This window comes from Arsukibacterium ikkense, from assembly GCF_000987775.1.
In the GTDB taxonomy this organism is placed as follows: domain Bacteria; phylum Pseudomonadota; class Gammaproteobacteria; order Enterobacterales; family Alteromonadaceae; genus Alishewanella; species Alishewanella ikkense.
Map to the genome: position 1 here is coordinate 45,672 of NZ_LAHO01000010.1, position 13,154 is coordinate 58,825.

The following is a 13,154-nucleotide window of genomic DNA, read 5'->3' on the forward strand; positions in this document are numbered from 1 at the left end:
CATATTCAGACAGCTTATTAATTGTTTAGCGGTGATATTGCTTAGCATACCCTGGTATCTGGCAGCAGCAACAACAGCTGAGCAGCTGTTACCTGCGCCGTTACAACACGTCCATCGCCTGTCACCCGACAACGATTTAAGCCAGGGTAACGTTTTTAAATTGGCGTTGGACCAGCATAACAAACTCTGGTTGGCGAACGAGGATGGCCTCGACAGCTATGATGGCTATCGGGTAAACCCCATCCGCTTTGGTTTGTTAGCCACCACCACCTCTATCGAAGATTTTTTGTTGGTTCGTCCGGGCGTTATGCAACTGGCGTCTGGCAGACACGGTTTGTTACAGCTTAATTTAAACGACAATAGCATTAATGCGCTGCAACAAATTGACGAGAACCTGCCTGACAAGTACAGCCAGATGATTTATCTGATCCGCCGGGATGCAACAGGGAAGGTACTTTATGCCAACTTCAATACGATATTTCAGTTGCAGGATAAGCAGCTGGTCAGCATTTTCACACTCCCCGATAGTGATATAAACCAGCATTATATTCGCGATGTGCTGCACATTGGACAACAAGTATATATTGCCACCAACAAACAACTATGGCGACTGGACATCAGCAGCGGCCAGCAACAGCAAATCCAGTTTTTAGCGTCGAGTAGCAATGCGGATCAACACGATAGTAAGTCTTTGTATAGTGATGAGCATCATTTGTATATCGGAGCCGTAGCTGGCTTACACCGGATCCCTAAGCACGAACTGGCAGTAGCGTTTAGTAACACCGCGTTGCAGGTTAACAGCGAACAACTATTGGCAGGTATTAATGTATGGCTAATTAAACCTGATCCACAAGGTGGCATATTACTGGCAACCGGCAACGGTTTACTTCATCTGGCCACTGATTTGGCCATCACTACTTTATTTCAACCATCGCAGACCTCTCAGCCACACTACGACAATACCATCTATGATTTTGTGCAAGATAAATATGGCAATTTCTGGCTGGCGACCCGTGGCGACGGCGCCTACTACTGGCAACCACAGCAACAACGCTTTACCAATATTGGTGTGCAGCAGCAACTGAGCCACCCGGTAATTTTCAGCCTGTTCAGTGACAATGAAGTGCTGTGGGCCGGCAGTCAGAATGGTTTAAACCGGATTGAGCTGTCCAGCTATCAGGTCAATCGCTATCTGATTGACCCTGACCCCAATGTGGTTAGCTCAGCGGCAAGCATTTATCATATTCTGCCTGCAGCTAATCAACTACTCTGGCTAATGACCGGAGAAAACGTCCGGCTTTTTAACCGTGACAAGCGGCAGGACGTACCGATCCTAAACCATGAGGTTGTCAGCCAACTGTCAGCATTGCCGCACAGTATGGCGGCAGATAGCCAGGGTAATTTATTTCTGCAAAACGATAATGGTTTTTTTCAGATCAGTGCAGATGGCGCCGACTTGCACCCCTTGCCGGTTCTGAATGAAGCGGCAAAAAACGTTAATTACAGCAGCATTTATGCATTTGATCCACAACACAACAACACCCTGATTATCAGCTTTGACGCTGCAATCTGGCGCTATAACGTAAACAGTGCCCAGCTTCAGTTGCTCTATCAGTTGCCTGACGGTATGCAGCGAGAATCCAGTTATCTGGAAAGCATGGTGTTACAGGATGACAGCATATGGTTACTGTTTTATCAGCAAGCTCTGGTTGAACTGGACCGCAGAACGTTAACGGTAAAACAGCAAAAATTTCGTAATGAATTACCTGCCTATTCTCTTTATGCCATGCAGGGCGACAGTGCGGGATATTTGTGGTTGAGTAGTCACCGGGGGTTATGGCGTTACAATATTAAGGCGGATAATTTCAGACAGTTTACGGTGCTCGATGGCCTGGCGACCAATGAATTTAACGGTATGGTGCATGCCAAGCTGCCTGATGGCCAACTGGCATTTGGTTCCATGAAAGGCGTAACACTGTTTGATCCCAAACAGTTTATCCAGCAACAACACGAGGTAAGTGAACTGGCGGTAAGTCAGCTAAGTTTAATGTCCAGAAAGCTACCCGATGTCATGCAACCGCTGGCAAAAACGCGTATCGAGCTTGATCATCAGGACTATGGCCTGCAAATTCACTTATCTACCTTTAGCTATAAACAACAGAACAAAAGCCGTTATCGCTTTGAGTTAAGCGGCCCCTCCGCCATACCGGCTTTTAGCAGTAGTCAGCCGACGTTATTGTTGCCGCAGTTAAAAGCAGGCCGGCATATGTTAACGGTGACGGCTTTTGACCCGGTTGCAGAGCAATACACTAAACCGGCCTATGTCGAAATTGTGGTCAAAGCCGCTCCCTGGTTCAGCACCCCGGCCAAACTCTTATATCTGTTAATATTACTCTCTGCCATGGGCTATTGGCTCTATCGTCGGCAACAACAACGCTTGTTACTGCTAACACATAACCTGCAATTACAACAATCAGAGCAGCGGCTCATGCTGGCACTGGAAACGGCTGACAGTAATATCTGGCAGTGGCATGCCGACAGCAACCTGCTTATTCATGCAACGCGGTTAACCTTATTGGGTTGTGGGCAGCCTCAGGCCGGCATAGCATTTCACGACTATCTGCAGCTTATTCACCCGGATGATCTCGATGATTTTCAACGCAGCTGGCAACAGTTAATGCAACAGCAAACCGAGCAGCTGGACCTGACTTACCGGGTAAAAGATCAGCACGGACATTGGCTGTGGTTTAAAGATGTTGGCAAAGTAACTGCCGCCGGCCAGCCTTTCGCTCGCCAGATCACCGGTATCTATACCAATATTACCGCCCGTAAACTAACCGAACAGGCACTGGCACGGCTAACTCACCATGATGGCTTAACCGGTTTACCTAATCGGAAAATGCTGCTAAAACTGTTGGCTGACGCGCTGCAACCTCAATGCATGCTGGCGATATGTTTTATCGATTTGAACCGCTTTAAACAAATTAACGATTCATTTGGCCATGAGACCGGCGATCAGGTATTGCAAGTCATTGCCAGCTGGCTACAGAATGTGCAACGCCAGGCTGATATCCTGGCTCATCTGGGAAGTGATGAGTTTGTATTGGTGTTAACCCTGCAGCAACCGGAACAACTGGCAGAGCTGTTGCAACGGGTGCTACTGCAACTGGAACAGCCACTGCCGCTGGAAAACAAGCAATTGAGTATCAGCTGCAGTATCGGGGTCAGTCGTTACCCGGCCGATGGCAGCGATGCCGCCGATCTGCTAAAACAAGCGGATATTGCCATGTATCACGCCAAAAACCAGAGCCATCAGCCCTATTTATTGTATCAGGACACAATGCAGCAATTGGCCCTGCACAATCTGACGCTGGAGCACCAGTTTAAGCAGGCACTCGCCTGTCAGCAGCTGCAAAATTATTATCAACCGGTGATCGACATTAATTCAGGTGACGTCACCAGCATTGAGTTGCTGCTACGTTGGAATAATAATGGCATTATGGTGCCACCGGATCAGTTTATTATGCTGGCTGAGCAACTGGGGCTGATCGACCAGCTGACCTGGCAGTCACTGCGCCAGGCGCTGACTGATTTACAGCAGCTGCATACTGCCGGCTACCCGCTGGCACTCTCAGTCAACTTGTCAGCGGTACAATTGTGTTCGGCAAACTTAGCCGCCAATTTGCAGGCGTTGCTGGCCAGTCATCCAAATTTGCTGCGCCAGATTAAACTGGAAATTACCGAAAGCGCTATTATGACCAACCGTAAGTTGGCAGTTGACACTATGCACCAGCTTAAAAGGGCCGGTTTTAGTTTATATCTGGATGACTTTGGCACTGGCTACTCGTCTCTGACCTATCTGCAGGAGTTTCCGGTCGATCTGATAAAAATAGACCGGCGCTTTATCAGGGATTTAGTGCCGGGCAAACCTCATGCAATTTTAGATACCATTCTGACCCTGGCAGAGAATTTATCACTTGCCTGTATTGCAGAAGGTGTGGAAACCGCCGAACAACTCAGCTATCTCAAGCAACGTCATTGCCAGCTTATTCAGGGATATTTATTCGCCAAACCCATGCCGTTGGCGCAACTGCAGCAATATCTTACCGGGGCGGAACACTCTATTGCTGCCATACTCCAAAGGTTACGCTAACCCGCCACACCAGATAGCTGGCGTACTCGGCGCTAAGCTTACTGTATAAATCGTAGTTACTGAGATTCACGGTAAACATGCAATTCCAGCTGCAGTTAAGCGGCCGGAAGGTTTGGCTGCTGACAGTGCTTAAGCCCGCATTTAGCTGATGGTAGCTAATAAGTTTGCTGACCCGCCAGCCATGAAAATCACTGGTCACAAACTGCAAACGCTGTTGCTGGTTTAAGCGCTGGCGTAGACGACTGAATTCCTGATAGGTATTGTTGCCGCCATCAAAGCAATCAATCACCAGCCCTTGCGGCTGCTGACCTAACAAATAATCCTGATAAGGCTGGCAGTAACGGGTGGTAATAAGCACCGGCGCTACCTGGCCGCCAAGGCTTTGCCCCAGCCGATCCAGCCTGGCACGGGCGCAAGCCGGTAAGGTATCAGCCGAGCCGCCACAGCCCAGCACCACATAGGTACTGTCGCGCAATGGCAGGCTACTGCCACTGATTTGCGTAGCATAATAGCTACGCACCATATTGGCAAAATAGCTGTTTCCAGCCAGGTAAAACCCCAGCAGCAATAACCAGAGGCCTTTCTTACGATAAAAAATACAGGCAACTAACAAGCCATACAGAAAAATATTCTGCGGATACAAAAATGGTTCAAGCAGATCTTTCATCGCCCCCCCGAGGCACAGCTGCGTTACTGGTTGCAGTTGCAGCTGTGTTCATTAACAGCGGATTTAACACCGCTGCATTCATTAAGGCCCAGGGCAACCACAGCATGCCCGAAGTGACAATATGCCCGGCCAGCATGGCCACACCCAGCAATAGGCTATTGATAAATAATGCCGTGGCGGCCAGCGGATGCCTGGCCAGCTGGCGGATACTGACATAGAAAAACCGGCCAAACGTCAGGCCAAAAATCAGGCCACCGGCCAAACCATAAAACACCACTAAATCAAACAAGTCGATTTCTATAAAGTATTTTTTTAATAAAATACTGACGCCAGCCACCCCCACCCCAAATACCCGGTGTAATGGCGCATAATATTGTTCGGTGTGCTGCCAGATGGTCGTTAAATACAGATCGCGGGATGACAGGACAATACCCAGTACCCCACGTTGCTGGTAAGCATAGGCCAGTTTATCGAACAAGCCTGCCGCACGAAGCAGAGGCTCCGCCTGCCACACCAATACCAGCAGCCCGGTCATGACCAGCAGCAGACATAACACTATCCGCCACCAATACAAGCGGTAAAATCCAGGTCTGACCGACAATAAAGGTATGGCCACCACCAGTAACACGCTACCCAGCAGGCCGGTTTTAGTCAGTAACAGCAAGGCACTGGCTAGGCTTAACAGGCTAATCAGCACATAACACGCTTTATGCTCTGGCCAGCTGCGCCACAATAGCCAACCGCTGACCACCAGTAAAACGGCGGCCAGCTCGTTAGTCGAATAAAAAAAGCCTTTTACCCCTAAAAAGGCCTGCTCAACGTTCTCCATTGGCTGATATGCAGTGTCGCCAAAACCAGCCAGCCCCAATAGCAGGTTAACGATAATGATACTGAAACTGATGAACATCAGCCGGTCTGTCAGCTGCAAAAAGGCCACGGGGTAACGCCGGCAAAGCTGCACAGCAAAACTAAAGGCCAATAGCGGTGCCAGTGCTTTAACTAATAACGGCAGCTCTGTGGCCAGAAAGCCGCTTATACCACCACCTTGTAATACCGGTAATGTCAGATAACTGAACGCTGGCCCGATTAACCCCAGCAGCAACAATCCCAGCAACAACCACAGGCTTTTGCTGCGCCAAAGCAGCAGTTGCCATAACAATAATCCCAGCAACAGCGCTTTGTAAACCAACGACCAGGGTAGCGGCGCCGGCAGTTGCTGCAGCGCGCCACTGATACTGTCGACAAGTAGTACCCAGGGGGCCAGATAACACAACAGGAGCGCAGCCCAGCTGCCCGGCGCTAAGGCAGGCAGCTCGTCGGCTGGCTTAGTATTAGCGAACAACCCTTGCCACATTATTTTTTAAACAACCCGGCAACACCTTTGCTGAACAGCCGTATGCGTAAGCTGCTTAACCAGGCCATTTTTTGTTTCAGGTAGTAACGCCATTTCAATTTTTGCAAACCATAACGGCAGTGGCGCAGTAATTCCAGTAAACTGAGCCGCTGTTGCTCCATCATTAAGCGATAGAACATCTGGTTCTGCAAATTACGTTCATGCATCAGCGGGCGGTGTTTGGCTACAAACTGTTTATGCGCATCCAGCCGCTTGGGTGAATTGGTGATCCGGCCAAGCTCATGCCCGACATTTACTTTGTAGCTGGCATCGCTGATCCTCAGCGCAGGGCCAAAGGCTGCCACTAACCGCACCCACATATCATAATCCTGAAAGGCGGCCAGGCTTTCATCAAACCCGTGTAACTGCAGCATCCGTTCACGCTTCACCAATGTTTGATTCGACAGGGTATGTAAATCCAGTAAACTGCTCAGGGTGACCACTTCATCTTTGGCAAATAAGGTTTTCTGCACGCTGCCGTAATCCCAGATATAGCCCGAGCAGATACAGCTGTACTGCGGATCATAAGCACGAAATAAACTACTGAGTCGGTGTGCTAAAAATTCATCATCATCATCGATGCCAGTAACAAAATCGCCTTTTGCCTCACTAATAGCAAGGTTGCGGGCAGCACAAGCACCTTTACCTTCACTCTGGCGGAAAAAACGCACCCGCTCGTCATTAATATATTTATTGGTAAGACTGGCCCAGGTATCGTCAGTTGAGGCATCATCGACCACTAGCAACTCAAAATTGGGATAATCCTGCGCCAGCACCGAATCAATAGCCCGCATCGCCATCGTCACCCGGTTGAAAGTCGGCATATAAACGCTGATTAACGGCCACTGTTGTTGTGCATTCATACTTATCTTCCTGTTTAAACTTTACCGGTCCAGTACCACCAAAGATAACGCAGCAAACCTAGTTGTCTGCCGATCCGGCTTGGTTGTAACAATAAACGATATGCCCATTCCAGGTTCAGTTTACACCACAGCGCTGGCGCGCGTTTAACATTGCCGGTATAAACATCGTAGGTACCGCCTACGCCCATATAAAAGCAATTGGGGTGCGCCTGACGAATGCGTTGAATAAGCAGCTCCTGCCGGGGTGAGCCCATCGCCACACTGACAATTCTGGCTTCGCTTTGCTTGATCTGAGCGATAAGCTTAGCTTCATCGCTAAAATAACCATCCACCGCCCCAACCAGCTTAGTACCGCCGGCTATAAGCTGCGTGCGGGTCTGTGCCAGCACCTCAGGTTTAGCACCGACAATAAATACCGGCACCTGGAATTGTGCAGCTCTTAACATCAGAGCCTGCCATAGCTCGCAGCCCGGGATCCGCTCAACATGCCGGCCCAGCCGGCGACGTATTGCCTTGACCACCCCGATACCATCAGCGTAACGAATATCAGCGGCGGCTATCACGTCTCGTAGCTGTGAATTATTGGCGGCGCTCAGCACTTTCTCAGGATTAATGGCAATAGCGGAACCGGCAAACACCGGCCCTTCTGCCGGCACGATATACTGTAACAGCGCATTCATATCTTTAAACACTGCAACATTAACTACCCCGATCTGCACTTGTTCCGGCATCGTATCTGCACTGGTTTCTGTCATAAATTACACTTCCTGATAAAGACGACTAAGCTTTGCGGCAACATCGCTAACTAAACATTGTTCAGCCCAGGCCCTGGCAGCCTGCTGCATTTGCTGATAACGCGCCGGCGGCAGCTGCCACAATGTTTGCAGTGCGAGCTGCAAGTCAGCAATAAGCTGTTGCTCATTTAGCGGTGTTTCTGCTGTATTTTGGGCCACCAGATAGCCATTTTCAGCGTGTCGCAGCTGGGCTGCACTGCCATCAGTGTGGGTAGCAACCACCGGGGTATAACAGGCCATAGCTTCGGCCATTACCAGACCAAAAGATTCATGGCGTGACAAGCTGATAAAGCAGCGCGCTTGCTGATACCAGCTGGCCAGTTCGCTTACCGTTTGTGCTCCTGCCAACCTGACATTAGGGTATGGCGCCGCGGCCTGCTGTAACCGGCTAAGCCAGGGCCCCGTACCGGCTATCACCACTTGCTTATCCGTTAGTGCTGGTAGCAACGCGATTAACCGGTCAATGCCTTTGTTGTGATCCAGACTGCCGACATAAAGTAAATCTACCGGTTTATCGGCCAAACCCCGCTGCGGCTGCGCCGCGAAACTGTCGGCAATGCCGGCTGACAGTATTGTGCTGTGCTGACAAGGTAAACTAAAACGTGCTTTGAGCGCCGCACTGGTGAAAATCCAATGCTGTACCTGACTGGCACACCAGCGATACCAAAACCCAGCGGGCTGATACTTGTAGATATCGCTGCCATGGCAGGTCACTATAATTTTTGCTGCCGGGTTACGCAGCGCCCGGTACAATAGCGCCAGCCAGATAGTCGGATAAAAAAAGTGAACATGTACAATAGTGTATTTATGCCGGCTCAACAGATAGCGCCAGATAAAATCGACAACAAACACCGGATATTTCAGTAACCGGTTCAGCCTTGAGTCAGTATGCCAACGCATAAAATGATAACCAGGCTGAAGCGTGGCCAACGCCTCAACCTGCTGGCGCACAAACTGCCCCTGAAACGGCGCAGCTGGTTTAGGCCCCATGTTGGTGATAATAAGTACGTTCGGTTCGCTATCCAAGGTTTTGCTGTCCATAAGGAGGCATTCCTGACTACAATAGGCGCAACGGCCTGTAAAAACACTTATTTTATAACTAATTAGCTTAAACTAACCAGTTAAGTATGTACTTAAGCGGATTATAAACCGATAGCAGCTGACGTCAGGCTGAATAAAGCGGAATACTGAAAAACGATGACAATATCTGAAGCCAGTTTTAGTGTATTGCTAACGATAGCCGCCAGTCTGCTGGCGGTGTTGTTGTTGCGGCCAATAGCGCCCAAATTAAGCCTGCTGGATATCCCCCGGGGGCGTAAGCAACATAGCGGCGCTATCCCCTTGATCGGTGGCCTGGCGATTTATATCAGTTTATTGTTGGTGCTGGCCTCACAGGTGCCGGTTGACATTACCCTGGGTTACTATCTGGCGTGTGCTGCGGTAATAGTTATCCTTGGTGCCTTTGATGACGCGCTGGATTTAAGTGTGAAACTGCGTCTGGCCATCCAGTTGTTGGTTGGGCTGGCGATGATTTACAGCCTGGATTTACATATCAGTAGCTTAGGCAATTTATTTGGTCTGGGCGAAGTTAAGTTGGGTATGTTCGGTGTGCCTTTAACCTTGCTCGCCGTTATTGCTGCGATCAACGCGTTTAATATGACAGACGGCATAGATGGCCTGGCTGGCTTACTTAGCGTGGTTAGCTTTGGCAGTATTGCTATTTTTATGACGCTTTGGGGCCAGGCCAACCAGGCGTTATTACCACTGGTGTTTATTGCCGCGTTATTGCCTTATCTGGCATTTAACCTGGGTTGGGTTAAGCATAAAAAAATCTTTATGGGAGACGCCGGCAGCATGCTCATCGGTTTATCGGTGATCTGGCTGCTGCTGATCGCCACCCAGAGCGAAACAGCCAGTTTCCGGCCAATAACAGCGCTGTGGTTAATTGCGATTCCCTTAATGGATATGGTCGCCATCATGCTGCGCCGCATGTTAAAAGGCCAGTCGCCGTTTCTGGCAGATCGTGAGCATTTACATCATATCTCGTTGCGCCTGGGCCTGAATGCGCGCGAATCCCTTATTCTGATCACCGCACTGGCCTGGGTGTTTGCCTGCATAGGTATTATTGGTGAGTATTTACTGGTGCCGGAAGTGGCTATGTTAGTGCTGTTTTTGCTGGTATTTGCGCTTTACATCGGTTTAATGCAAAACATCTGGCGAATCATCTCTGCGCTGCGCCACAATCTGGGTAACCGGCGCTGAACATGGTTTTCGTTGCCTACTTTTTATTGAGCGGTATATGCTAAAAAAAATCTTAGTTGCCCGGGCAACTGCCATGTTGGGTGACCGGCTGGTTAAACTGATCTGTGCAGCAGTACTGACCATTTTTGTTGCCAGGGTGCTGGGAGCCAGTCAGCTGGGCATCTATTCTATTGTGATGGCCTGGAGCGCCTTGCTGGTGCCGCTAACCAGTATGGGCCTGAACAACAACGTGATCCGGCGTATGGTGCAACAGGATAATGGCCAGCAAGCCATGATTTTATTATACAGTGCCGTAAGCGTAAGGCTGGCACTGGGCTTATTTGGCGGCAGCCTGATGCTGCTGGGATTTTATTTGCTGTATCCCGACATGCTTAGCGGCAATACCGGCATTGCCATTCCGGTATTGTTTTTATTGCAGAGTTTTTTTGGCCTGTTACTGTTTGAATTTTACTTAAATTACCAGGGTACTTTTCGCAGCCCTGCCTATTGCAAGACCGCCATTACCCTGCTCAGTTTTGCGGCCAAACTGCTGCTACTGTACAGCGGCTTTGGCATTGCCAGCTTACTGCTAATGACCGGTATCGAGTTTATGCTGGTGGGCCTGGCGCAGTATTTGTTGTATCGCTATAAACAGCAGCCGTTCAGACCGGGCGAACAGCGCTGGCCGGCTTATCACCCGCGCTGGTTTAGTACCGCTCAGGTTATACCGCTGCTGAAGCGCGCCAGTTGGTTATGGTTATCCGCTATAGTGGCGGTAGTTTATCTGAAAATCGATATTGTGATGATAGGCAGCATGGCAGGTACCGAGCAAGCCGGTATTTATGCCGCTGCCAGCCGGCTGTCAGAACTGTGGTATGTGTTTCCGGCGACCCTGGCCACCCGATATTACCCGGATATGTTAAACGCTTATCAGCAAGGTGTCGCGCCGTATTATTTAAAGTTACGCCGCTTTGCCCTGTTGTTTTTCGGCGCAGCGTTTAGCATCGCATTATTGATGACCCTGGCGGCGCCCGGACTCATCAGCTTGTTGTTTGGAGAGGACTTCAGTGCCGCCGTAGCGGTACTGCGCATTCATATCTGGGCCGGCTGCTTTATTTTTGTACGCTACCTGATTAGCCAACATCTGGTCATCACCGAACAAGAACCGCTGTCGCTGGTTAGCCATGGTATTGGCGCCCTGCTGAATATTGGCCTCAACCTGTGGCTTATTCCCAGCATGGGCATTGTCGGCGCTGCCTGGGCTACTTTGATATCTTATGCTTTTGCCTCATTTTTCTTCTTATTTTTCTTCGCCAGCACCCGTGCACAACTATGGCAGCTTATTACTGTGCGCCGCACTGGCCAACACTAAAAGGGTTTTATATGAACAAGCCACTAATGGTTGAAATTAAAGGTGTTCAGTTTCGAAATAAAGGCGCATATCTGATGTTACTGGCCTGCCTGGATGGCTTAAAAAGCCTGCCAGATTATCAGCTGGTGTTATCACCCGGCCCCAACCTGCCCTATCCCGAACGAGCGAGGCTTGGCGCCTGGCAAAAACTGGCGTTCCGCCGTAAAGGCCTCGATTTAACCGGATTGATTGCCAAACTGCCTGCCGCATTGCAACGGCTGTTTAAGCGCTACGGTATGGTTACCGAGCGCGATGTTGATATTGTGCTGGAAGCCAGTGGCTTTGCTTACGGCGACCAGTGGCCGCTGCAGTTTTTACAAAATACCGCCAAAGAAGTAAAACGCTTCAGCGAAGCCGGTAAGCCCTTTATTTTTATGCCGCAAGCGTTTGGCCCTTTTGCCAGCGAACAAAGCAAAGCGGCCATGCGCACTATTATTCAACATGCCCGGCTGATTTTTGTGCGAGACCCGGTATCCTTGTCACATTTACAAAGCTGCGTTAATCCCTTGCCTGCAAGCGTTGTGCTAACCCCCGATTTCACCGTTGGCCTGTCACCGGTTAGCAATGAAGAAGTGCCGGCTATCCCCAAACCCTATGTCGCCCTCATCCCTAACTCCAAAGTAGTGTCAAAGTATAATCATGCCGACGCTGAAGCCATGCGGGCAAGTTATGTTGGCGCCTTTGCTGCGGCCGCAGACAAGCTGACAGTGTTAGGCTATCAGGTGGTGTTGGTAAATCATGAAGGGCGGGAAGACGCAGAGCTTTGTGCTGAAATTGCCAAGTTGTCACCTTGTGGTTTAGTGCAAATTGACAACCCATTAGCGGTAAAAGCCTTTATTGGCGGCGCCGAATTGGTGATAAGCTCACGTTTTCATGGCGCGGTTAACGCTTTAAGCCAGGGGGTTCCCTGCATCGCGACCAGCTGGAGCCATAAATACCACGCCATGATGAGCGATTTTGCGATGGCCGACTTCTGTGTCGAAGACCTGAGCCCTGACAGTCTGTGCCTGGCTATCGACTTATTACTGGCCAACAAAACCGATATTTTACCGCAGTTAGCTGAACGCGCCGGGCAACTAAAACAGGCTAATCAGCATATGTGGCAGTTGTTACAGCAGCACTTATTGCCGGCTAGGGTTGGCTAAAAGCTTACTCACCTTTGTTGCTGAAATGCACGGCCAGACGAAGGGTGTTATCCACTTTCTCTGGCCCGCCACACATCTCATCATAAGCCGATTGGTGCACCAGAAATGCCTGGCGCACCATGCATTCTGTCAGGGCCTGCTTTACCTCTTCTACACTATGAAACTGCTGTGGTCGGTCTTTATCATCGACAATAAAGCCTTTGCGGCTATCAAACAGCGCTTCTACCAGATACACCCCCATTTCAAAGGAGTGAATAGTAATTTCATCAATTCGGACATCTTGCCGGTTTAAATGAGCAACGCGATGGTAATTCATGCCAGTTCTCCGTGTGAATTTATATTTATGACGGGTTAACCCTGATACCTACGTAACAAGATAAATTATAGATTGTTTTGCCACTGCTGTTTTTAGCCATCGCGATCAAGCTATTCATTACTTTACCTGCGGCTTAAAATGACGCTACTATCAGCGACATCGTTTGCGCTA

10 protein-coding genes are annotated in these 13,154 nt (G+C 49.6%); 4 read left to right on the top strand and 6 right to left on the bottom strand.

Features of this window, described 5'->3' with window-relative positions; genetic code table 11:
• The first annotated feature begins 37 nt into the window (after positions 1–37).
• Positions 38–4,153 (top strand): EAL domain-containing protein, encoded by a 4,116-nt coding sequence (locus WG68_RS11040; RefSeq protein ID WP_152663078.1) that lies wholly within the window; start codon positions 38–40, stop codon positions 4,151–4,153.
• Here WG68_RS11040 and WG68_RS11045 read toward each other — a convergent pair.
• Genes WG68_RS11045 through WG68_RS11065 form a run of 5 tightly spaced genes read right to left on the bottom strand, consistent with a single transcriptional unit; the run spans position 4,122 to position 8,911 of the window.
• Positions 4,122–4,820, bottom strand: coding sequence for a hypothetical protein (locus WG68_RS11045; protein WP_046557754.1), 699 nt, complete (start codon positions 4,818–4,820; stop codon positions 4,122–4,124). The two genes, WG68_RS11040 and WG68_RS11045, sit on opposite strands and share 32 nt — an antisense overlap.
• Positions 4,804–6,174, bottom strand: a complete 1,371-nt coding sequence (locus WG68_RS11050; RefSeq protein ID WP_052749058.1) for an O-antigen ligase family protein — start codon at positions 6,172–6,174, stop codon at positions 4,804–4,806. Before WG68_RS11050 ends, WG68_RS11045 begins: the two co-directional genes overlap by 17 nt.
• On the bottom strand, positions 6,174–7,076 hold the full coding sequence (locus WG68_RS11055; RefSeq protein WP_046557755.1) for a glycosyltransferase: 903 nt from the start codon (positions 7,074–7,076) through the stop codon (positions 6,174–6,176). The genes WG68_RS11050 and WG68_RS11055 overlap by 1 nt, the downstream gene beginning before the upstream one ends.
• Positions 7,077–7,090: 14 nt before the next feature.
• Positions 7,091–7,831: a WecB/TagA/CpsF family glycosyltransferase gene (locus WG68_RS11060; RefSeq protein ID WP_046557756.1), complete on the bottom strand. Its 741-nt coding sequence runs from the start codon at positions 7,829–7,831 to the stop codon at positions 7,091–7,093.
• 3 nt (positions 7,832–7,834) lie between these two features.
• A complete protein-coding gene (locus WG68_RS11065; RefSeq protein ID WP_200897577.1) occupies positions 7,835–8,911 on the bottom strand; it encodes a glycosyltransferase family 4 protein in 1,077 nt (358 codons plus the stop codon).
• A 156-nt stretch (positions 8,912–9,067) separates the two neighbouring features.
• On the opposite strand from WG68_RS11065, the gene wecA reads away from it, so the two are divergent.
• The 3 genes from wecA to WG68_RS11080 are packed head-to-tail and all read left to right on the top strand — an operon-like array spanning position 9,068 to position 12,667.
• On the top strand, positions 9,068–10,132 hold the full coding sequence (gene wecA, locus WG68_RS11070) for a UDP-N-acetylglucosamine--undecaprenyl-phosphate N-acetylglucosaminephosphotransferase (RefSeq protein WP_046557757.1): 1,065 nt from the start codon (positions 9,068–9,070) through the stop codon (positions 10,130–10,132).
• A 37-nt stretch (positions 10,133–10,169) separates the two neighbouring features.
• Positions 10,170–11,483, top strand: coding sequence for a flippase (locus WG68_RS11075; RefSeq protein ID WP_046557758.1), 1,314 nt, complete (start codon positions 10,170–10,172; stop codon positions 11,481–11,483).
• Between the two features lie 11 nt (positions 11,484–11,494).
• A complete protein-coding gene (locus tag WG68_RS11080; protein WP_046557759.1) occupies positions 11,495–12,667 on the top strand; it encodes a polysaccharide pyruvyl transferase family protein in 1,173 nt (390 codons plus the stop codon).
• A gap of 4 nt (positions 12,668–12,671) precedes the next feature.
• On the opposite strand, the gene WG68_RS11085 is transcribed toward WG68_RS11080, so the two are convergent.
• Entirely contained in the window at positions 12,672–12,983 is a 312-nt protein-coding gene (locus tag WG68_RS11085) for a DUF6482 family protein (RefSeq protein ID WP_046557760.1), read from the bottom strand.
• Between the last annotated feature and the right edge of the window lie 171 nt (positions 12,984–13,154).